The sequence below is a fragment of the Rossellomorea aquimaris genome, from assembly GCF_000935355.1.
Taxonomy (GTDB): Bacteria; Bacillota; Bacilli; order Bacillales; family Bacillaceae_B; genus Rossellomorea; species Rossellomorea aquimaris_B.
The window spans coordinates 474,460-497,704 of record NZ_JXZC01000002.1 but is presented as its reverse complement, the minus strand read 5'-3'; the positions used below and the strand labels follow the sequence as shown (position 1 = coordinate 497,704).

The following is a 23,245-nucleotide window of genomic DNA, read 5'->3' as shown; positions in this document are numbered from 1 at the left end:
CCGTTTCATCTTTCTTAAAAAATGAAACGATATGCCTAAAGAATTGTCGAAAAATGATAGATTATGGCCAGTTAACTCATATATAATAAGCATTATAACGTAGTGTGGTAAGGCGTCTTCTACTAATTTTAAGGATGATTTCAGTGGACAACATTGTGATAACTGGTTACGGAATTAAGACTCCAGGTGCTGTAAGCAAAGAAGATTTTCAGAGAATTCTGGAGAACGGCATATGTACTCATTCCGTTCTTGAAGGTAGAGGAAAGAATCAATCCAGCGTTATTGCTGGGGTGATAGAAGATGATTTTGGGATGTTGAGAGAGAGAAATTATACTAGATATCCCCGGTCGACAAGGATGGCATTAGCTGCTGCGAATGATGCAGTCGAAATGGCAGATTTATCATATGACCCCCATAGAATAGCTGTCATTATTGGAACTTCAGCTGGAGCTATTCTAGAAGTAGAACACTATTCATCGGTAGCACTGAATTTGAAAAAGTATCCATTGCATGGCGTTTCCCTTGTTGATTCACATACATTATCAGCTACTGTGGCGGAACATATAGGCACAAGAGGTCCAACGTTCACCATAACGACAGGTTGCACGGCAAGTTTAGATGCGGTTCTATTGGCAAAACTCTTATTGGAAGCCGGACAAGTTGATGCTTGTATAGTCGGGGGGACAGATGCACCACTTGGACAATGGAGTATCAATGGGTTTCTTAAGACCAGGGCCATTACTTCCGATGTATCTATTAATGAAACAGGCGTCCCTTTTTCATCAGATCATCAAGGTTTTGTTCTTTCGGAAGGTGCAGGGATTATGATATTAGAGACTGAAGAGAAAGCGCTACAGCGTGGTAATACAATTTATGGAAGAGTTCAAAAAGTGTGCTCAAGGAATGAAGGCAGGCCTATATTGCATTCCGATGAAACGGGTGAAGAGATGCTTTCGGTTTATAAAGAAACGCTAGGTAATAGAGTTCCTTGCTATGTGAATAGTCAAGCTCTAGGACTTAAAGCCAATGACCGAATTGAAGGGTTCATACATAAAAAATTATTTGATGACATAGTCCCTCTAACCTCCATTAAAGGAATGACGGGTCACTCCTTTGCGGCGATGGGTGCCATACAAATGATTGCTGCTTTACTTTCAATAGAATATGGGTTCATCCCTCCTACTATAAAGACAGAAGGGAAGGGATTCGAAGACTTACCTATTGTGTATCAAACCATCTATCAACCAGTAAGAGCTGTAAGTATTACCACTCATGGAAATAGTGGCAATAACGCTTGTGTCATCGTAAGTAAATAGGGGGGTTACTTCTTATGTTTTTTATTTTTTCGCTACTAGTTGCCCTTATTCCATTTAGTATTGGGATTACTGTTCTTTTATTGTTCAAGAAAAGTAAACTTTCTAAAGTCTTATTTCTTTTTCTTCTATTAGCTTCTTTCTGGCAGGTGGATGTAGCTTTATTGTTTGCTTATGGAGTATTATCCCAGGAAACCATCGATCTATATTTCAGGTTATTTAGGATAGGGTCCATTCTAGTATCTCCAACGTTGTATTATGTGGCATACACGATTTATCAAGAAGAGTTTCCAAACTTTAAAAGAAGTAAATGGCGTTTTGTGATGAATAAATATAGCGTTCTTTTCTTTTATATCTGGAGTTTTATTGTTTACTTAGTAGGATGGAGTAAGCATGGAATTGATAAATTGATTCTAATCAAACCAAAGGGGTCCTTTGAATTCTATTTCCCTATATATGGGGAATTATCATGGGTCTTTCATACCAATGTGTTTTTATTTGGATTAAGTATGATCCTATCATTCTTTATTTCTACAAGAATACATCATTCAGCTTTGCGGTCATTTTTGTTTCATTTTCTTCTCTCGACAGCTGTTGGGTATGGAATAGGGATTTTAAATATGTTTCCTGAATCCAGATTGCTTCCCAGTGCCATTTCAGTCATGGTGTTTGCCATATCAATTTTAATTCTTTCGAACCGAATGCATGTTGCAATTGTTAGAGATATGAACAAACAGCTTGATGAACAACGCCTTTTCCTAAGGACGGTCATTGATTTAAATCCCAATTACATATATGCAAAAGATAAAGATGGACGTTATTCTCTAGTGAATGGCTCCTACGCAGGGCTTTATGGTTTAACCAAAGAAGAAATGATTGGGAAAACGGACTTTGATGTGCAACTTGATAAAGAAATGGCTAACAATACTTTTCATAATGATAAAGCGATCCTTTCTGAGTTAAAAGGTGTTTCCATCCCCGAGGAAGAGTTTATTAATAAAGACGGAAATGTTATGTGGCTGCAGACGACGAAAATTCCGATCGTAAGTGGAGACGATACCATTTTGTTAGGGGTATCAACAGATATTACTCAGCGAAAGCGGCATGAAGATGAGCTCATTCATCAAGCAAATCATGACGTTTTAACAGGCTTACCGAACAGAAGGCTGTTCAATGAGGATTTAACAACGGTATTAATGGATCACACTACTCATAACATCAGTGCTGCTATCATGTTGATTGATTTAGACCGGTTCAAATATATTAATGATACGTTGGGACATGATTTTGGAGATTTACTATTAATAGAAGTTTCAAGACGATTAGAGAAATTTCTTGAGATAAACCAGCTGTCTAATGCAAAAGTCTATCGACAGGGAGGCGATGAATTCACTTTCCTGTTTCCTGATTTTTCAAGAGGAAAAGCAACTGAAACAGCCAAGCTTCTTATTGAGCAATTTAGCGAAGAGTTTGTAATCAAGGGTCAAGAATTCTATATTACCCCGAGTATCGGAATCAGCATGTATCCCGAAGATGGTCAGGATGCAAAAACGTTAATGAAAAATGCTGATACAGCAATGTACTATGTTAAAGATAGAGAAAAGAACAGCTTTCAATTATTCACCAAAGAAATGAATCAACAGTTTTATAGGAAAATGGTTATTGAGAAAGAATTACGCAGTGCCTTGGATAAGGAAGAATTTCACCTTGTTTACCAGCCATTCTTAAACGTTAAGACAGGATCGATATGTGGAATGGAAGCGCTCATACGTTGGAAAAGTAAAACCTTAGGTAATGTATCACCAGTTGAATTCATTTCAATAGCTGAAGAAACCGGGCTGATTATCCCTATTGGACAATGGGTAATCGATCATGCTTTGAAACAAATTCAGCAATGGAAAGAGGCGGGATATAAAGAATTGAAAGTAAGCGTTAATATTTCGATCAGACAACTTATGGACAAATCATTTGTTGGAAAAGTGGAAGAAAGTATCAAGAAATACAATATTAAACCAGCTTACATCGATTTTGAAGTAACAGAAAGCATTGCTATGTGTGATCAGGAAGTAATGATTTCTAAACTACAGGAATTAAAGGGTTTAGGAGTAAGTTTATCTATGGATGACTTTGGAACGGGCTATTCATCTCTAAGTTACTTAAAAAAATATCCCTTAGATACGTTAAAGATCGATCGTTCCTTCATTAGAGGAATAACTTCTCATCAAGATCATCAAGCCATTGTAAAAAGCACAATTTCCATGGCAAAACATCTTCACTTGAACGTAACCGCAGAAGGAGTGGAAAGTCGGGAAGAATACCATTTTTTGAAAAGTAGTAATTGTGATATGGTACAAGGATATGGGATTGGTCACCCAATGCCTCCTGAGGAGTTTGAAAAAAATGTATTTAAGGAAAATTCTTTACCTGAATGGTTATGAGAATAAAAAAAGCATGAAGAATGATTCTTCATGCTTTTTTAATATCGTATTTTATTCCAAAATCCCCACAGAATCAAAGCCACCGGCCGCAGCTTCCGCCTCTTGACTGTCTTCACCATACAAATCCACAGCTGATTGAATGATTGCTTGACGGGCAGCACTGAAATCAGACGTAGGCGTTAAATAAACCGTCAATGCCCGGTAATAAATTTTCCCAAGCTTCTCACGACCGATATCCTGAGCCGTCAGGTAGGCGGCATGATTGATGATGGAGGAGTTTATATGAACTCCACCGTTGTCGAGGGAAAGGGGAAGATCATAAAATTCATCCATATGCGATGGATATTTGCCTTCACCATTGCCGTATTCTACATATTTTGCTCCTACCGGGTACTTGCTTGGGTCACTTAAGCTGCGAAGAGATTCCCTGCCCTCTGCTTTGGCAGCCGGTGCCATGATGTCTTCGCCGAGCTCCCAGTTTTTGTCATCGATCAATGCACCGAAAATATCTGCGTAAGCTTCATTCAGCGCCCCTGATTGAAAACGGTAAAGAAGATTTGCCGAGTTGGAAATGACCCCATGAGTCATTTCATGGGCGGCCACGTCAAGACCGGCAGATAATGGAATCATGAATTCTCCATCTCCGTCACCATACGTCATTTGTCGTCCGTTCCAGAAGGCGTTGTTATAATTTGTACCAAAATGAACATACGAAATGATCGCCATTCCTTCATCATCAAGTGAATTTCGGTCATGTTCGTTCAGATAATATTCATACACCTTCTCTGAGTTATAATGGGCGTCCACGGCAGGACGATCGTAATCCGATTTAAATGAAGCATCTTTATTGGAGAAAACCTCTCTTGAAGGATAATCGTATGTTAAAATCCCCTCCAAATCCTCATGACTATAATCCGCCATCTGGAATTCGGTGCCTGAATGCGGTTCCTTTACTTGAGAAATATGTAAAAGGCGATGTTCCCCTAGTACACCGGTCCCGGCTCCTGTTTGGGTTTTGATCTCTTCTGAATGCATGATCCCATTATATTGATCAACCACTTTTCCACTTTTCGCATCAACGAAAACTAACCAGTTTCCAGGCTCTTCTCCTAAAAAATTCACATTCACTTTGTAGGCGACATGATTCTTTCCTTCAAACGGGTAGATCACGAGTTCCGATGTAGGGGTGTATTCTGTTTTTTCAGGAGCATGAACAGAGGATTTCGCAACTTCTACCGCTTTTTCACTGGTAACGAGTGTAGATGTATTCAGTTCACTCGTTTCCACCTGTTCATTGTAAGAACCATTCACGGCTGTAATTTCAATGTTTTGGTTATAGTGAACAATGATCTCAGATCCCTCAACAGGCAGTCCATTTTTTGTTTGATGGAAGCGGACGTGGGTCATCCCCAGCTCATCTTTCTTTGATTCCTTTACTTTCAAACTGGCTTTGGGATTCTTCATTCGAATTTTACTTTTATGCTGATCCAGATAGTTAAGAGCATCATTGGAATTGGCGGCAAGACGTTTGACGGCCTGCTTTTCTTTTACAAAAAGCGGGACATTGGCATTGTCATTCCATTCTTTAGAGGCTGCATTTACTGCGTGTTCCTGGGGTTGGACGGCAAGGGCATCACCGGACGGAAGGGCGGCAGAAAAGAGAGAAGTAGAAAGGATAATTGGTGTTATTAGTATTTTCTTCAAATTATTTCCTCCTTTAATAGCTTATGTACAAGTATAGAGAGGGAGGAAAATAATTACATGATTCATTATTATTATCTTAATAGTCTGAATAAATGGGTATTTATTGGTGGGAGAAGGAGTGATCTATAGGTAAATTAGAGCGATACACCATTCTCTTTCATTCATTTCGGGTTTCGAAGTAATAAATAAGGACTAGTTATTGTCGAAAGCGAAAGAATAATGGGAGAGATTATTTAAATAGTAAAAGGTTATAAATGGTGGTTTTTTGGGTAATTAGAATTATGCAGAGGGATAAACCATACTATAATAATATGATTAGCCGTGGGTTTAATAAACTCTATAATAGTAGTGCACTCATCTGAAAAAGTTGTCGATAAGTAGCCTTTCTTAATTTATAGACTATTCTGAAATTTAATCTATAATAGAAGTATAGGAAATATATGTTAACAAATTGCTGTGTTAGGAGGAATGATAATGTCTGGATATTATATGAAAGAAATATGGACACCATTAAAATTAGTAGGGATAAAAATCTTTAAAACCGAAGAAAAACGGGTATTTATGAAGTTTTTAAGCAAACCAAGAAAACGTATTTTCTAAAGACATAGTTTGATATTTTAATTTTCGATATTTCCATCCTTACATTCCCAACTGCTTTTCTTTTTCTAACCTCACTTTCTAAGAAATCTCGTATTTTAACTATTCCCTTTTCCACTTAACCATTATAAGAAAATAATAGAACCACATTTTCACGTCTAGAATTCAACTTTTTCAAATAAAATAAGTTTGTAAACCAACTTAATGTTGGGCATTACATACATTTTTAATTCGAAGGGGCTGGGACCATGAAGAAAATCAGTACCGGTTTATTTGTATTTCTATTGATCTTCTGTTTTAGTGTTTCACCGTCGCTTGCCGCAGGACCGTTTGAGCACCCATCCATTAAGAAAGAAATTGACTCTCTCTCAAAGAAACAATCGTCTACGACACTTGATGACTCAACCTTCACCAGGCTGAAAGAAAGGATGAAAGGATTAAAGAAATCCGATGAAATGAGGTTGATGGGTGAAGTGTATGAACAGGAACCCAATGATTATCCTTACCAGGCTGACTACATCCGCCTCGACGACATCGTACTCGGCACCTTTTGGTGGGCGGAGGACTTGGATTTTTATAGTTTGAATATTGATGAAACGCAGGATACGTATATTTACGGCTCGACATTGACGACTCTCAATGATCTTGGGTATTTGCTTTTCACCCCGGAAGGCGAGCCTGTTTATCCTGATGAATGGCTGGAAGATGGAAGCGATAATCTCCAGATTTATTATTCATTACCTCCTGGGTCGTATTATCTTGCAGCCACTGACCTGAATGTGTTTGGCGGGGATGGAGTATATGGGTTGACCGCATTCACTGGAGAAGAAACCGTGGATAATGTGTATCGGATTTATGGAAACGACCGGCACGAAACTGCGATTGAAATCTCAAAAGTAGGATGGCCAGACGGGGCCGAAACAGTTGTTTTAGCAAGGGCTACCACATTCCCTGACGCTTTGGCAGGTTCCCCCTTCGCTTTCCAAAAAGATGCGCCGATCCTATTAAATCCTAAGGATCGTTTAAATGGTAAGGTAAAAGAACGAATAAAAGAATTAGGGGCCAAGGAAGTTGTGATTTTAGGAGGAGAGGGTGCAATATCAGCTGATGTTGCAAGGGACCTAAAGAATAACGGCTTGGACGTCCGCCGGATCGGCGGGAAAACACGATATGAGACAGCGGCCAATATTGCAAAAGAATTAGGGTATTACGATCAGGCAATCATTGCCTACGGAGGCAATTTCCCTGATGCTTTATCCATAGCACCATTTGCTGCCTCAAGTGGGATACCGATCCTGTTAAGTCCTACTAATGAATTAGCAGATGAAACAAAGGAAGCTCTGAAAAATGTCACGGACACAATCATCGTAGGAGGAAAATCAGCCATTTCGGAGGGAGTCCAAAAGCAACTTGCTAAAAAGAATCCTGTACGGATTTCAGGTGCCAACAGATACGAAACATCGGTCAACATCGCCACACAGCTTGAAATGCCGGGAGATATCATCACCGTTGCCACCGGTCAAAACTTCGCCGATGCACTGACTGGTTCTGTACTCGCTGCCAAATACTACGAACCTATCATCCTGGTAGAAAAAAATAAGGTTCCCGACCCTGTACGGAAGTATATTTCAGAAAATGGAACGTGGTACTATACTGTACTTGGGGGAGAAGGTGCTGTTTCTCAAAAAGTTGTAGAAGAGCTCAGCGGCCTCTAGGTTATCAACATGATAGAAAGACCAATGATCACGCCTGGGGCGGAAATTGGTCTTATTTTATTTTCAGCTGTTTCAAGTATTCCCCAACTAATAAAATACCAAATGACTATCATCCTATCCCTCTTTTTCTGTTATGATGATATCAACGAATATTTTGACAATAAACGGAATGAAGGGACTGCCATTCAATGACTAGTGCTTCAACCATGCTGATACAATTCCTGGAAGACCATTCAGAGGAATTTTTACATAATTGGCTAAAAGACATCGTTATTTCAGAAAACGATTTATATAAAGAAGAAGTGTTGAAAAATGGGGTGAAAATGTTTGAATTAGTGAAACGTGCGATTGAGAAGCCCCTCACTGAAGAAGAAATCACTTATCTTGCACACAAGACCGCACTGGAACGGGTCAACGCAAACGTCAATATCAGTGAGTTTGTGTACAACGTGAATATAGGAAAAAGCATCATTATAAAATGGGTCAGCAACTCAGGGATCGAGCTCCGGGAATTACAGCCCATTTTTGAAGAGATCAATGCGTTATTCGACCGTTTTTCCTACTTGGCCGTCAGAAAATATACGGAAATCAAAGAGCAGCAGCTCCACGAAAAAGAGTTGTATATTGATCAGACCCATAAAGAAAGGCTGACGATCCTGGGCCAGATGAGCTCGAGCTTTGTCCATGAATTCAGAAATCCACTCACTTCCATCATCGGGTTCACCAAGCTCTTGCAGAACGGTTATCCCGACTTACCTTATCTGGATATTATGCAGCATGAGCTTGAGCAATTGAATTACCGCATCTCTCAATTCCTCCATGTGTCGAGAAAGGATTTAATTGATAGTACGAGAGAAGAAATCGTCCTTTCCGACCACCTGGAAGAAACCATTGAATTCCTGTATCCCAGCCTTCTGGATGGTGATGTATCCATTGACTTTAAGTGTGATACGACCATAAAGATATTGGGGAACAGGGATGAGCTTAGACAGGTTTTTCTTAACCTCATCATGAACTCGATTGACGCCCTTCAAGAAGTGGAAGGGCACCGTCAGATCACCGTTTGCTGCCAAGAAGAAGCAGGCAAGACAAAACTGGAAATCTCCAACAATGGGCCACGGATTAAAGAGGAGACCATCGAAGCCATCTTTGAACCTTTTTACACGACGAAAGATCTTGGAACCGGAATCGGTCTATATATCTGTAAAAAGCTGATCGAGAAGCATGGCGGTGAAATTCGTTGTCAATCAAACGACGAATGGACGACGTTTACGATCGGTATTCCTGTAGGATCCAATCTGGTTATCTAAAAGAATACCGGTCTATCGGTGCCATCTATCGGTGCCAGGCACCAAACATGATGTTGGTGCCTGGCACCGATAGATTGGCATCGATTTTTTGGTTGATTTTAGCAAATGATCGAGTGATTAGTAGAATGGAAATGGTATAATCGATATAGGAAAATATAATCATCTTAAGGGGAGGTTGGATAAGATCATGACGCAAAATGAAAAAGGGATGACGTTACTAGAAGTGCTCCTGTCGATGGTGATCTTATCGATCGTTCTCTTGACGATTGTAAATTTCTTTCCACAGATGGGCAGGATGAACGCATATAATGGCGAGAAAATGAAGGCTGTGAACGTGGCCAGGGGAGAGCTTGCTCTGTGGAAAGAACGGGGCAGCCTTGAAACACCGCCACCACATTACGTGAAAAATGAAGGGACAGACCCGCACCATCAGTATTTCACTTCCACAATCGATGGATTCAAGGTGAATGTAACAATCAATAAACACTCTGATTTAGATGCAACAGAATCCCCATCTCCAGCAAAAGCTCATCGATTGCTCATCCAAGTGCTTGAAGATCAAAAAATAGTAAGTGAAACCTACGGATACGTGATGATAAATGACTAAGGGGGCTTCTACATTGATACATAACGAACGTGGCCTGACGCTTGTTGAAGTCCTTGCTACTTTAACCATTTTGTCGATTATAGGTGCAGTTATATGGAATGTATTCTTTCAAGGGATCCATTATACAAAAAAGGCAGTCTCGCAAAATAGTATTCAGCAGGAAGCCAATATTCTGACGATGAAGTTGACGAGGATTCATCAGACTTCTGAATTCTATGAATTGGAAAATCCGGAATGTACCATCAAAGTGAAATACAGTGAAGAAGAAGAGGAGTTTCATCATAGCGATCTGTGTTTTTCACTGGAAAAGGCCCCGGAGGAACCCATCAAACCAAGCAAGAGCGATTATCCTTTACTCGTCACTATCACAGATAAGCACCATCCCAACAATAAGTTCGTCATCGATACAACCTTATATAGACTGAAGGGAAGTAACCATAATGAATGATCTAAAAAACGATAAAGGATATGCATTGGTGACCGTCCTATTAATGATGGTTGTTTTTATGGTGATTTCATTATCCTTCATGGGTCAATCCTTTAGCAGTGTGAAACAAAATAAGGAAGTGGAGAAGGACTATCAATCGGTTGCGTTGGCGGAGATGGGCGTGGAGTATTATGAAGAGACGGTAAAAAATGTTCTGAATTCTTTAGAGATCAGTGGGATTAATGATCGTGCAGACCTGGAAAATAAAGTGATAGGTTCTTTGAAAAATAGAGATGTGATAGAGGAAATTTCAACGGAAGCATTTTTTAGAATTCCAATGGATAAAACCACTGCAAACCTTTCCTCGGATAAAAGTGAACTAGTGGTTGAATTTGAGAGTTTAGGAAGTTCGGAAAGTAAAGAAACCACCTTGCACACGACCATGACAATCCCGCTTAAGACCGGACCAACCTCATCAAAAGAACTACCGGATTTCAACCAAATTCTCAAACCGGAAAACCTTCCCCCTAAATGCAAAAATCCACCGATTATATATGATAGTTGTGATGAAATTTTAGTTGTTGGCTCTGGTACCTTTCATCAAAATCATAATAACTTGGATGACAAGGTTATCTATACAACCGGAGCACTCACACTGGACGGTAATGTCAATAACATGACCAATACATATATTCATTCTGATGGCTCAATGTCACTCGGGAAGAATATGAATAATGCTTCGGAAGTGACCCTTGAAGTAAAGGGTGCGATGAGCTTTGGAGGACACCTAAGATTGGACAGTTCCAAGGTATATGTCGGAGGCAGCATGAGCCTTAACGGGCATATGGATATAGAAGATAACTCCTATACTTATGTTGGGGGAGACGTTTCTATTTCCAAACATTTAACTATTAGTACAAACTCAAAAATGTGTGTAGCCGGCAACCTTGAAGCGGGTCGGATTCAAGTAGAAGGTAAGTTATTTGTGAAAGGTTCTGTAAGAGGGGATATTAAGTCTGGACAGCCAATCTATGTGAATCACACTGACTTTGTGAAAAACTGTGGAGTAAGAAGCTCCGCTCAAACGTTATCTATTATGTGGGATGATATTTCCACTGAAGTTGATTACTGATCCTGAATATGCAAACCTTTCACTTTTGTGGAAGGTTTTTTTATGAGAGACTAATGAAGTATATCTACCCCTTCCTCTGTAAAAGCTGACTATTAAAATACATTAATCAGTCAGGAGAATTTTGAAGTGAGAGATGAAGAGGGCAACTTGTTTATCGGATTATTGTGGGGAATGATTTTCAGTATCACCCTTTGGATATCATTTTTTGGATGGGTGAAGCTGGTGAACGTTTTTATGGAGTGAGGATTGAAAGTGTACCTGGTACAAATCGACGGTTTTGTACCAGGTACACTTGTTATGACATGTGTGCCTGGCACCATTGCCAAGTTTCGTGCCTGGCACCGCGATGCTCGTCCACTATGTCATCAATTGACTGGATAAATGAACCGCCTTTTTATACTCCTCGGATTGTACATAATGTTCATAGAGCAACTTCCCAAACCTTTCAATCAACAACACATTCTTCGTTTCAAAAAAGTAAGGCAGTGCTTTGTTTTCAAGATGTGAGAAGTATTCATCGCTTTGGTTGTATATACGGAGAGAAAAAAGTTCGAATAATGTAATGAATAGTGTATTGTTTGCGCTTTTGCTCTCTTTTAGACCGTGTTGGATGTGTTTCTTTATCTGTTTGGAATGTATGAGATTTCCTTCAATGCAGGCATCCGTATAATTACATAATCTCCGCAAATAAAACATCGAACCTTTTTTCGCCAGGTCCAACGCTTCTTTAAAACACTTTTTGGCCAGGGCATATTCTTCACGATTGTAATACTCATACCCTAAGTTATTTAACAGAGTCCCTTTTTGATCTAAGTACCCAAGTGAATCACTATCCTGGATCAGGTTCTGATACCTTTCGACCAAATCTTCAAAATCCAGATACATCTCACTGCTCAGCTGCAGGAGCATTAAGGACTCAGCCTTGATCGCACCGGGGTAATTATTCGTCTTTTTAAAGTAACTGAGGGATTTACCGGCGTGCAAGTAGGACATTACTTTGTTTCCCAAACAGTGATAAGCAATCGATATATGATAATGGCATTCTTCATTTTTGTATTCATCCATATTTATTTTTTTAAAGATTTGTACGGCTCTTTGATGATTTTCTTCCGTAGTGTCTCTTATATAGATGATTCCTTGAACGTGATAAAACAGGTTGGTCTCAAAAGCTGTAAGAGGACTTGAACCCCTTCGGATGGAATCCAGTATGTTGGAAGAGAGGTCATCTTTATTATGCAGGATGTAGTACCTTGCCATGAGCAAGTGATAGTAGACCCCATATTTCGAGGACTCGAGAAACGGAGATTTTTCAAGTTCGGATTTCATTTGTTCCACAAGGTTCATTCTCCTCATGATTATGCTATTATGCCAAAGTTGCAGCTGCTTTTCGACTTGATTACATGAGTTGATCTCATGATGGATGTCGATTCCCAGTCGTTCTGAAAAAAGTGAAATGATATCGTCTGAATAAGCCGTTTTACCCCTCTCGATCTTACTGACATGTGTCGTTGTACATATTCCTTCACCCAATTGCGACTGGGTGAGACCCGCTTTTTCCCTATAAAATCGAATGATTTCCCCAATGTGCATGGGTAACCCCCTCCTTATAAATATCCCTTTATGAGTAGTATTTGTTAGGCTGAGGGGTTTTTCCTGCTTTGGGAGTGGTGGTGAAAGTTAAATGAGTGGATAGACATGGGGTTTTGGTGGAATTTGGTTTGGTGATCGGTGGATGGAGAGTTGGGTCCAGACGTAAATCCACAAAAAAAACCTCTTCGATCCCACTCGAAAAGGTCACTTCAACTTCTCTATATCCTCAATCATCTCTTCATAAGGAGGATTGGACACCCCTTCATACTGCTTCAACAGAACCCCATTTTCACTCACTAAATAAAACGACGTTCCATGAACGAACTGATTCGATCCTTCCACTTGAGCTGCAGGCGTTTTAAAAGAAACATTGGCGAAGGATTCAATCTCATCACGGGAGTATCCCGTCAGAAAGCTCCAATTCTCATCCTTCATTTCATATCGGCTGCTATATTCTTTCAACACCTCAGGAGTATCATGTTCGGGATCCACACTAATTGAAACCAGCTGAATTTCATCCTCCAACCCCGCATCTGCTATCTTTTTTTGAAGCTTTGCCATATTCGCCGTCATCGGAAGACAGACGGTATCACAATTTGTAAAGATAAAATCGGCAATCACAATCTTACCCTTATTGAGCTCACTTAAGGACGTGCTTTCCCCATTCTGATCCACAGCGGCCAAGTCACCGACCTCCACTTTCATGGGAAAAGACTCCTCGACATTTTCACTCTGGCAGCCAGCAAGCAAGAAAAGGGATAGGGCAGCCGCAGCAATGATAGACTTTCCTTTCATTTCACTTCCTCCTTCTGAAACAGAGGTCCGTCCCTCATTCTGAAGAGGGACGGACCTTATCTGGTTAGTCTATGAATTGTTTGTCAATGAGGTCTGTGAATTCCGGTTTTTCTTTTAGGAATTTCAGTTCATAGGATGAGTCGGCAAAGGCTTGCACGGCCTCGGAGTCCACTTTGTAGGTGAAACCGATGCGTTCCCATGCCTGGTTGACGGCTTCTTTGCTCAGTTCCTGGCCGGTTACGTCTTTTACGTCTTTAATGGTGATTTCTTTTGCTTCTTCAGGATTTTCTGCAATGAAAGAAGTTGCTTCTTTATGAGCGTCGACGATTTTTTGGATGGTGTCAGGGTTTTCTGTCACGGACTTTCCAGACGCTACAAGTACTGAAGCAGGCAGGGTTTCACCGAATGAAATTTCATCGTGATCGATGATTACATTCGCACCTGTTTCCTGCTGGATCACGGCTGCCCATGGTTCCGGGGCAACGGCAATGTCGACTTTACCGGATTTCAGCATGTTCGCATATTGAGCCGGGTTTCCTGTGACGTGTTTCATGGTCCCGCCGATACGTTGGGATTCAATGCCATATTCTTGAAGGAATGTTTCGACCTGGACATCGTGTGTACACCCGACCGCTGGGGTGATGAAGGATTTGCCTGCGAAATCGGCGACTGATTTCACGCCGCTTTCTTTACTTGCAAGGACCACCGTTCCACCAGTAGATCCACCACCGATGATTTTTACGTCAGCACCGGTCATATAGTTGTTCATGGCTGGACCAGGACCGACAAGACCGGCATCAATTTCGCCAGTTTTCAAGGCGGTCATGAATGATGAGCCATCAGGGAAGGTTTTGTATTCAATCTTTGTACCGTCACCCAGCTGCTTTTTATAAAAACCTTTGTCTTTCGCTACCATAGCGGGTACGTGGTTAATATTGGGGAAGTAACCGATGACGACCTTCTCGCTTACGTCACCACCGGAACTCTTTTCTGTTCCGCATCCTGCCAAAACACCTAGGAATGTAAAGAAAATCGTTATGAGTAGAAATGCTTTTTTCATTTTGTTACCTCCTGTTTTTTATTAATGAGGCAGGCGATAAGTACCTGCCGTATTTTCTAAGGCAATGCTATGACTCCAATCCCCAACGCTTAATCACCGATTGCTCGACACGTTGGAAGATCAGCTGATCTACGATGGCACCGATGATACCGATGATGATCATCACGGCGATGACGAGGCTCATGTCACCAAAATCAGATGCATATCGGAGAGTGTAACCAAGACCGGGCCCGGTACTCAGCAGTTCCCCGGCCATCAACGCTCTCCAGGCAAATGCCCATGCAAGGCGTGCACCTGTGACTACATAGGGGATCGATGCCGGGAAGATGACTCGAATGAATAAGTCCAAACCTCTCGACCCCATGGTTTGTGCTGCTTTCAGAAAGAGGGGGGAGACGTTTTTTATACCCATTCGAATGTTGAGGGCCATGACGAATGTCCCGCCAAGGATGACGACGAAAATGACGGCTTTTTCATTTAGTCCGAACCACATGATCGCAAGTGGCAGCCAGACAATGCTTGGTACACTTTGGAAAGCCAGGAGTAAGGATCCGAGTGTATCGTCGGCTGTTTTTGATTTTGCCAGTAGAACACCGATGCTCGTGCCGATGACTAAGGAGATCCCGAGACCGATGAAGAGGCGTTTGAAACTTGCAATAAGGTCAATGATCAAGGTTTGATCTGCAATTCCTGTAAAAAGGGCCTGAAAAACGGAAGTGGGAGAAGGAAGGACAACTTCTGTCCATAGTCCGAATCGTGATCCCGATTCCCAGAGGCCGATGATGAGGGCAAAAAAGATGATGCGTTTAAGAGCTGTGTTCATAGGCCAATTCCTCGCTTATCACTTTGTCGATTTCCTTCTTTAGATAGCTCATGATATGTTCTTCGATCTTTACCATTTCTTCTTTATGAGCATCCCGTGGACGGGGAAGATCCACTTTGATATCCGCCAATATCGTACCGGGTCTGGTACCCATGACGATGATACGGTCTGAGAGCTTAATAGATTCCGAGATGCTGTGAGTGACGAACAGGACCGTTTTCTTCGTTTCCATCCAGATCGTTTCCAGTTGATGGTGAAGACGGGAGCGGGTCTGTTCATCCAGTGCGCCGAATGGTTCATCCATGAGAAGGATTTCCGGGTTCATGGAGAGAGCCCGGGCAATGGCCACCCGTTGCTGCATGCCCCCTGACAGCTCATGAGGGTAATGATCCTGATAGTTTCCCAGTTGGACCATATGTAAGTATTTGGCTGCCTGTTTCCTTGCATCTTTCTTGGACATTTCTTTTTTGAGAGGGAACGTCACGTTGTCCCGTACATTAAGCCATGGGAATAAGGCCGCTTGCTGGAAAACCATCCCCCGGTCCTTTCCGGGTTTCTTGATCGGATTTCCTTCTACAAGTATTTCTCCCGAAGTTGAGCCGGTCAGGCCTGCCACGATAGAGAGGAGAGTGGACTTTCCACATCCCGAAGGTCCAAGGATTGAAACAAATTCAGCCTTATTAATTTCGAGATTAATATCTTTCAAGACATCGGTGGGTTTTCCTGCCTTATCAAGGTATTGCTTATTGAGATGGTTGATCTGTATAAACATGTAATCATCCTTATCTTATAAATCTTATTAGTTTAGTCGGAATATAAATAATAACAATTATAGTATATTGGGGATGGTTGTCAAGGTTTCCTTATTTTTGTGAAGGTTGGCCAAGCCGGTTCTTAAACGGGTGCCAGGCACAAAGTGGGGGGTTAGTGTCTGGCACCGGATGTAACCATTTATTCAGCAGGAAGAGTTTTTATGAAAATTGGAAATAAAATCTAAAAAGTGAAATGATTTCAACTTCTATATCGTCTAATATATAAAAGAAAAAAGCGGGGGAATGGGATGTCCAACAATAGATTGGTCGCAGATTGGTTTCGGCTCTACAGTGATCCTATATATACATTCTTGGTATATCGGATGGGGTCCGTTGATGTGGAAGATCTTGTTCAGGAAGTATTCATCCGGGCATTGAATTCCGTGGATTCGTTTGAGGGGAAAGCGAATCCGAAAACATGGTTATACTCCATTGCCAGGAATCTTGCCCTTGATGAACTGAGAAAGAAGAAGCGGAATAAATGGTCCTTGTCATCTTTTTCCCAAAGAAATCATGAAGCCGCTTCAATGGAAACACCTGAATCTCTTTATTTTCTGAATGAAGAGAGCCGCGAACTTCTCATCACGATTCAAAAACTTAAATCCAATTATCGGGATGTGCTGGTTTTAAAAGGGATACATGGCTTTGACGTAAAGGAAACGGCCGCCATTCTTAATTGGACGGAGAATAAAGTTCGAATCACCTATCATCGTGCGTGTAAAAAGCTTCAATCCATAACAGGAGGATATGAAAATGAAGAATCATAATGAAAGCAACCTATCAAAAAAGCTTCCCCCGCTTCAATTAAATGAAGAGGCGAAAGAACGGATCCATTCAGCCATACTCCGTCATGAACCTTCTCCGTCTTCAAAGAAGAAAGCCTGGAAAGAGGGCGGGTTTGGCAACCTTGTCGCTGCAGCTGTAGGGTTACTCGTTTTTTCTATCCTGACGGTATATATCATTTCTGAAACAGAGAAAGAGAAAGCCAATCAGCTATTCGCTGATGCGGAGGCGAACATTCAATCCGTTTATGAAGAAATGGAATCGAACCTGAAGGATACGGAAGAAGGTGGATTGCTGAAAACGATCGAACCTTCCGAATTGAAATCGGCTCAAGTATCACTGAGCAAGGCTGAGAAGGAATTGGAAAGTGCAGAAGAAATGGAAAGGGAACTCCGTCAACAATTACTTCCGATGATGAATGAAATAGAGGATTATAATAAGACCGTCCCAGTGGCCAATGAACTTCAACAGAACATTAATGAAGTGAGAAGCCTCCTCGAGAAAAGCCCTTTAGAGGAAAAAGTGGCCGAAAAGGTAGCGTCAATAAAAAGCGAACTAGCGGAAAAATCAAACACATTCGACAAACTTGAAAGCCCGTCACTCAGAGCGTTTTTTACCAATCAGTATTCGACACAGGTGAATCGTATTGATCAAACGTTTAATCAATACAGGGAAGCTCAACAAGAAATCGAAAACCTTAAAGAGATGGCAGAGGAACAATCTTTAAACGAAGAGGATTTCGAACAAGAAGCAGAGAGAGTGATGAAGCAGGTTACCTTTTTGCCCGATAATCAGGCGACTTCTGAAATGAAAGAAGGTATAGAGTCGGCAAAAGATGCGTTCTATCAGGTGAAAGAAGAGGAGGAAGAGAAAACGCGACTTGAAGAAGAAGCAAAGCTTGAAAAGGAAAAGATAAGCAGCGGCGAGGTAAGAAGTGCCTCTGCAGATGAGAAAGAAAATGAAGAGACGAACCAAGACAGTCCCGAAGACGAGCTATACCCGATGGAATTCACTATGACTGATTCTAATGGACGTACGTTTAAGCTAAGTCGTGATTTCGATATCTATAAATTCGGTAAGGATTATGATGAAATTGCAAAGAGGTACGGAGGACGTTTCTACTATACTCCTAACTCGGATATGTCACACGTCATTATAGGCAGAAAGATCATAGCCACCGTTTCTCTCGTGTCTGCAGCTGATGTGGAATATAAGGACCTCTTTATCGATTTGATGTCACTTCGATCCAAGAAATATACAAGGGACCAATTCGCTGCCATTGTAGACACGGTTATACAGACCGGTGAGCCGTATAAAGTGGAAGAAGGAAACTCAGGGGAATTACTCGAGGTGAAAAATGAAGTGTTGGTTTATCATGGATGGTAGAGAAACGTTTGCCAGCTCTAGTCAATTGATTGAGTGAAAAGCCAGGAAAGACATCCTATCGTTTATGGGGTGTCTTTTTTTGATTTCTTTTTCAGGTTCCAGGTACAAACCTTTGATCATGATATCCGGTACATACGATCTTCACATGGAAAGGATCCTCCATTCTCCCAGGGTCCAACCTTCTTGAAAAGTACCTGTACGTTTGCCTTTTTAAGCCTTTTTCCTTTTCACGGATAGAAGCGTATTTCCTCTCTGGTAAAAAATAATAGTAAAATTTAATAATTTTATTTACTAAAATGTTTACTATAATAGCGCTTTCACGTTATACTGTTTTTAAAGATTTAGAAAAGTCTTCATTCAGCTTTATAAAACAGCTAAAAAGAGAGATTGATAGAGAGGAGTTTCAACTATGGTATTCACAATTGTTTCCTTCTTATTTTTCACGCTTCTTGTTGCGTTGATTTCGTATTGGAAAACAAGGGACGAGGATCTGGGGACACAGGAAGGGTATTTTCTTGCAGGCCGCAGTTTGACCGGCTGGGTGATCGGGGGATCACTTATGCTTACGAATTTATCCACAGAGCAGCTCATAGGACTGAACGCCCAGGGTTACACCGATAATATGTCGGTGATGGGCTGGGAAGTCGGGTCAGCCATTGCTCTGGTACTTGTAGCGTTTTATCTACTTCCCCGCTATTTAAAAGGGGGAATCACGACGATACCTGATTTTCTTGAAGAACGATTTGACTCTGGTACGAAGCAAATCGTTACGATTCTTTTCTTGTTCGGGTATGTGTTTAACTTATTGCCTCCCATCCTTTATTCAGGGGCAGTGGCACTGAGTGGGATCTTCAACGTTCCTGAAATGTTGGGAGTGGACCGTACAACGGCACTTTGGATCACGGTGTGGTCGATTGGGATCATCGGTTCCCTGTATGCCATTTTCGGTGGATTGAAAGCGGTTGCCGTTTCCGATACGATCAACGGAGTCGGGCTTTTGATTGGTGGATTGATGATTCCAGTCATCGGTCTGGTTGTTCTGGGTGATGGTTCCCTCTTTAAAGGGTTCGGCACCATCATGGAAAATACACCCGAGAAACTGAATGCGATCGGTAAGCCTGAGGATCCCGTTCCGTTCAGTACGATGTTTACGGGAATGCTCCTGGTGAACCTTTTCTACTGGGGTACGGCTCAGCATATTATGCAGCGTGCCCTTGCCGCGAAGAATCTGAAAGAAGGTCAAAAAGGGGTTCTGATTGCAGCAGCATTGAAGTTGGTCGGACCATTCTTCTTGATTCTGCCTGGAATCATCGCGTATAACATGTTTGGAGAGAATCTTGAGCCGACGGATGCTTATCCACGACTGGTGAATGAAATCCTGCCAACGCCTCTTGTAGGATTCTTTGCAGCTGTGTTGTTCGGGGCGATCTTATCGTCATTTAACTCGGCGCTGAACTCTTCTGTCACACTATTTACGCTGAATATTTATAAGCCATACGTGAAACCGGGTGCTTCTGATAAGCAGCTCGTCAAAAACGGGAAGTATTTCGGAGTATTACTCGCCGTTTTCGCCATGGTTCTGGCACCTCTCATTGAAAAGGCGCCACAAGGATTCTTCCAGTATCTCCAGATTGTAAACGGTTTCTACAATGTGCCGATCTTTACGATCATCATTGTCGGTTACATGACGAAAAGGGTACCGGCGATTGCAGCGAAAATTTCGCTATTTGTGTTCATTACGTTGTATGCGATTACACAGTTATTCTGGGATACGGGCCTTCACTTCCTGCATATTTTAGGAATACTTTTCGTGCTATGTTCAGCACTGATGCTGATTATCGGGAAGTTCAAACCGAGAGACACGGAGTATACGCTGCAGGAATCTCATAAGGTCGATATGACACCATGGAAAATCGTCTATCCGATCGGGATTGCTTGTACGATTGCCATGATCATCATCTATATGGTCTTCTCTCCTGTCGGGATTGGAGCGTAGAACAATAGTTACAACAAAACAGTCAGGTGATTGCCTGGCTGTTTTGTTGTAAATTGGCTATTTTACCCAAAAGTTTGTGGCTGTCTTAAGGTTGAAAGTGGTAGTTGATTTCCGCTGCAGGATTCTCGCTTTCCGCGGGGCGTGAGTTGAGCCTCCTCGGGCTTCCTCCCTGTGGGGTCTCAACTTTCCCGCTATTCCCGCAGGAGTCGAGCATCCTTCCGCTCCAATCAACTTTCTAAGCATGTATCCTTTATAGAAATCAATAAAAACAACGTTCTTTGAGAAAAGAGCGTTATTAAACCAAATGGGAGGTCACTCAATTGAAAAAGAATACACTCATTTACGTTAACGAACTCAACAAGGTATTTCACCTGCAAGGGAAAAATATAAGTTATATTTTCAATGTGCTGCGAAACGGGCAGCTTGGTCAGCTTCATTATGGGAAGAGAGTCCGTCATCGTGACGATTTTTCCCACCTGTATAAAGAGGAGCACCGAGCGACTTCTTCGTGTGTGTTCGAAGGGGATTTATCTTTTTCACTCGACTTCCTCCGTCAGGAATTCCCGAGCTATGGGACAACAGATTACCGTGAACCGGCCTTTCAGATTCTTCAGGAAAACGGGAGCCGAATCACGGATTTTCGGTATGAAGGCTATCGGATCATCCATGGAAAGCCGGGGCTTGAGGGTCTTCCTGCCACCTATACAGAAGATGACTCTGAAGCAGAGACCCTTGAAATTACATTGAGGGACGAGCTTCTCGATGCAAGGATCATTCTTTTGTATTCCTGTTACTATGACCGTGACGTGATCGTTCGTTCGGCGAAATTCGTTAATGACGGGAATCAAAAGCTGCAACTGGATCGTTCATTAAGCTGTTCGGTTGATTTGCCTGATTCTACTTTTGACCTTGTTCAGTTATCCGGTGGCTGGTCAAGGGAACGTCATGTGAGCTCGAGAAAGTTACAGCCGGGGATCCAAAGTATTTCAAGTACGCGCGGAACGAGCAGCAGTCAGCAAAATCCATTCCTGGCCCTTAAACGTCCCCAAACAACGGAACACCAAGGGGAAGTCTACGGTTTCAGTCTGGTGTACAGCGGGAACTTCCTGGCCCAGGCTGAAGTGGATCAGTATGATGTCACCCGGGTTTTTATGGGGATCAACCCGTTTGATTTCAGCTGGCTTCTGGAGAGTGGCGAGAGCTTCCAGACCCCGGAAGTGGTCATGGCATATTCAGATGCCGGATTGAATGGTCTCAGCAGGGAATATCACGAACTATACAGAAACAGGCTTGCCCGCGGCATGTGGCGGGATAAAGAACGTCCGGTTCTGATCAACAACTGGGAAGCCACCTATTTTGATTTTGATGAAGAGAAGATTGTAACGATCGCCCGCACGGCCAAAGAATTGGGGGTGGAGTTATTCGTCCTGGATGACGGCTGGTTCGGGAAACGGAATGACGATACCACTTCACTGGGGGACTGGTTTGTCGACAAGGATAAGCTTCCGGCAGGCATCCCGTCCCTTGCAGAGAAAATCAAGCAATTGGGCATGGATTTCGGGTTATGGTTCGAGCCTGAGATGGTGTCGAAGGCCAGTGAACTTTATGAAAAGCATCCGGACTGGATCATCCATGTCCCGGGCAGAGCCCCTTCGCACGGACGTCATCAGTATGTACTCGATTTTTCAAGGAAAGAAGTGGTGGATCATCTCTATGGCATGATGGCGGATGTGTTGGAAAAAGCCCCTATTTCGTATGTGAAATGGGATATGAACCGCTATATGACTGAAATCGGTTCAGCGGTACTTCCGTCAGAACGTCAGCGGGAAGTCCCTCACCGATATATTCTCGGTGTCTATGATTTGTATGAAAGATTGACTTCCGCATTCCCTCATATCTTATTCGAATCCTGCGCGAGCGGCGGTGCACGGTTTGATCCGGGTATGCTGTACTACGCTCCTCAAGGGTGGACCAGTGACGATACGGATGCAGTGGAACGGTTGAAGATCCAATACGGGACATCGTTAGTCTATCCCCTCAGTTCCATGGGGGCCCACGTATCGGAGGTTCCGAACCATCAGGTGAGACGTGTCACATCCTTGCATACAAGAGGAAATACGGCCTTTTTTGGTATTTTCGGGTACGAGCTTGATGTGACGAAAATGACTGCTCACGAGAAGGAACAGGTGAAAGCCCAGATCGATTTTTATAAAAAGCACCGCAATACCCTTCAGTACGGTGATTTTCATCGCCTGATCAGTCCATTTGAAGGGGATGGAAACGTGACTTCCTGGATGACGGTGTCCTCTGATCGAAAAAAAGCGATTGCAGGATATTATCAAGTGCTCTCTAAACCGAATCAAGGATATGAACGGCTCTTACTGAAGGGGCTCGATCCGGATAAGGAATACCGCATCAACGGTAGGGGTGGTACCTATTTCGGAGATGAACTGATGCATGTGGGGATTCAGCTGGATAGCGGCTATTCAGGCACACAACTGGGCGGCATCGAAGAGTCGGGTGACTTTACTTCTGAGATCTTCATTCTATCTGAGGTGGATTGAAAACATTATAAAAAACATCAGGCTGTGATTGATTGAGGTCTGGTGTTTTTTTACACCTTATTCAAAGATAAAGAATTAACCATAAATAAAACTTAGTAAAACTTTTACTAAAATTTTATTGACCTTTTTCCTTCCTTGTTTTATCATGGGGTTGAAAGCGGTTTCTGTAATTTTAAACTATATCCGCGAAATT

Annotated in this window: 18 protein-coding genes; 12 read left to right on the top strand and 6 right to left on the bottom strand. The window is 42.1% G+C overall.

Annotated features, from left to right (window positions below; translation table 11 throughout):
- Positions 1 to 143 precede the first annotated feature (143 nt).
- Together TV75_RS09430 and TV75_RS09425 are read left to right on the top strand one after the other, a co-directional pair.
- Positions 144 to 1,316, top strand: a complete 1,173-nt coding sequence (locus TV75_RS09430; protein ID WP_052504494.1) for a beta-ketoacyl synthase N-terminal-like domain-containing protein — start codon at positions 144 to 146, stop codon at positions 1,314 to 1,316.
- Positions 1,317 to 1,330: 14 nt separating this feature from the next.
- Positions 1,331 to 3,751, top strand: a complete 2,421-nt coding sequence (locus TV75_RS09425; protein ID WP_052504493.1) for a putative bifunctional diguanylate cyclase/phosphodiesterase — start codon at positions 1,331 to 1,333, stop codon at positions 3,749 to 3,751.
- Between the two features lie 51 nt (positions 3,752 to 3,802).
- Here the strand turns inward: TV75_RS09425 and TV75_RS09420 are convergent, their stop codons facing one another.
- A complete protein-coding gene (locus tag TV75_RS09420; protein ID WP_044338451.1) occupies positions 3,803 to 5,455 on the bottom strand; it encodes a M4 family metallopeptidase in 1,653 nt (550 codons plus the stop codon).
- Positions 5,456 to 5,929: 474 nt separating this feature from the next.
- Between TV75_RS09420 and TV75_RS22515 the strand changes: the two genes are divergently transcribed.
- The 6 genes from TV75_RS22515 to TV75_RS09395 all read left to right on the top strand — a co-directional run bounded on the left by TV75_RS22515 (position 5,930) and on the right by TV75_RS09395 (position 11,243).
- Entirely contained in the window at positions 5,930 to 6,055 is a 126-nt protein-coding gene (locus TV75_RS22515) for a hypothetical protein (RefSeq protein WP_301280422.1), read from the top strand.
- A gap of 245 nt (positions 6,056 to 6,300) precedes the next feature.
- Positions 6,301 to 7,767: a cell wall-binding repeat-containing protein gene (locus TV75_RS21160; RefSeq protein WP_052504492.1), complete on the top strand. Its 1,467-nt coding sequence runs from the start codon at positions 6,301 to 6,303 to the stop codon at positions 7,765 to 7,767.
- Positions 7,768 to 7,955: 188 nt separating this feature from the next.
- Entirely contained in the window at positions 7,956 to 9,077 is a 1,122-nt protein-coding gene (locus tag TV75_RS09410; RefSeq protein WP_044338450.1) for a sensor histidine kinase, read from the top strand.
- A 187-nt stretch (positions 9,078 to 9,264) separates the two neighbouring features.
- On the top strand, positions 9,265 to 9,684 hold the full coding sequence (locus TV75_RS21155; RefSeq protein WP_052504491.1) for a type IV pilus modification PilV family protein: 420 nt from the start codon (positions 9,265 to 9,267) through the stop codon (positions 9,682 to 9,684).
- A gap of 13 nt (positions 9,685 to 9,697) precedes the next feature.
- A complete protein-coding gene (locus tag TV75_RS09400) occupies positions 9,698 to 10,132 on the top strand; it encodes a type II secretion system protein (protein ID WP_044338449.1) in 435 nt (144 codons plus the stop codon).
- The gene (locus tag TV75_RS09395; protein WP_044338448.1) at positions 10,125 to 11,243 is read left to right on the top strand and encodes a hypothetical protein; all 1,119 of its coding nucleotides are present in this window, start codon (positions 10,125 to 10,127) and stop codon (positions 11,241 to 11,243) included. The genes TV75_RS09400 and TV75_RS09395 overlap by 8 nt, the downstream gene beginning before the upstream one ends.
- 357 nt (positions 11,244 to 11,600) lie before the next feature.
- Here TV75_RS09395 and TV75_RS09390 read toward each other — a convergent pair whose 3' ends face one another.
- The 5 genes from TV75_RS09390 to TV75_RS09370 form a co-directional block, all read right to left on the bottom strand.
- Positions 11,601 to 12,833, bottom strand: coding sequence for a helix-turn-helix domain-containing protein (locus TV75_RS09390; RefSeq protein WP_044338447.1), 1,233 nt, complete (start codon positions 12,831 to 12,833; stop codon positions 11,601 to 11,603).
- 204 nt (positions 12,834 to 13,037) lie between these two features.
- Positions 13,038 to 13,628 carry an SCO family protein gene (locus TV75_RS09385; RefSeq protein ID WP_044338446.1) on the bottom strand — a complete coding sequence of 197 codons (591 nt, stop codon included), beginning with the start codon at positions 13,626 to 13,628 and terminating at the stop codon, positions 13,038 to 13,040.
- Positions 13,629 to 13,692: 64 nt separating this feature from the next.
- On the bottom strand, positions 13,693 to 14,688 hold the full coding sequence (locus TV75_RS09380; RefSeq protein WP_044338445.1) for an aliphatic sulfonate ABC transporter substrate-binding protein: 996 nt from the start codon (positions 14,686 to 14,688) through the stop codon (positions 13,693 to 13,695).
- Positions 14,689 to 14,755: 67 nt separating this feature from the next.
- A complete protein-coding gene (locus TV75_RS09375; protein ID WP_044338444.1) occupies positions 14,756 to 15,511 on the bottom strand; it encodes an ABC transporter permease in 756 nt (251 codons plus the stop codon).
- Positions 15,495 to 16,283 (bottom strand): ABC transporter ATP-binding protein, encoded by a 789-nt coding sequence (locus tag TV75_RS09370; RefSeq protein ID WP_044338443.1) that lies wholly within the window; start codon positions 16,281 to 16,283, stop codon positions 15,495 to 15,497. The genes TV75_RS09375 and TV75_RS09370 overlap by 17 nt, the downstream gene beginning before the upstream one ends.
- Positions 16,284 to 16,571: 288 nt before the next feature.
- On the opposite strand from TV75_RS09370, the gene TV75_RS09365 reads away from it, so the two are divergent.
- The 4 genes from TV75_RS09365 to TV75_RS09350 all read left to right on the top strand — a co-directional run bounded on the left by TV75_RS09365 (position 16,572) and on the right by TV75_RS09350 (position 23,052).
- On the top strand, positions 16,572 to 17,090 hold the full coding sequence (locus tag TV75_RS09365) for an RNA polymerase sigma factor (RefSeq protein ID WP_044338442.1): 519 nt from the start codon (positions 16,572 to 16,574) through the stop codon (positions 17,088 to 17,090).
- The gene (locus tag TV75_RS09360; RefSeq protein ID WP_044338441.1) at positions 17,077 to 18,492 is read left to right on the top strand and encodes a hypothetical protein; all 1,416 of its coding nucleotides are present in this window, start codon (positions 17,077 to 17,079) and stop codon (positions 18,490 to 18,492) included. The genes TV75_RS09365 and TV75_RS09360 overlap by 14 nt, the downstream gene beginning before the upstream one ends.
- Positions 18,493 to 18,901: 409 nt before the next feature.
- Positions 18,902 to 20,488 carry a solute:sodium symporter family transporter gene (locus tag TV75_RS09355; RefSeq protein ID WP_044338440.1) on the top strand — a complete coding sequence of 529 codons (1,587 nt, stop codon included), beginning with the start codon at positions 18,902 to 18,904 and terminating at the stop codon, positions 20,486 to 20,488.
- Positions 20,489 to 20,808: 320 nt separating this feature from the next.
- Positions 20,809 to 23,052 (top strand): alpha-galactosidase, encoded by a 2,244-nt coding sequence (locus TV75_RS09350; protein WP_253275503.1) that lies wholly within the window; start codon positions 20,809 to 20,811, stop codon positions 23,050 to 23,052.
- The last annotated feature ends 193 nt before the right edge of the window (positions 23,053 to 23,245 follow it).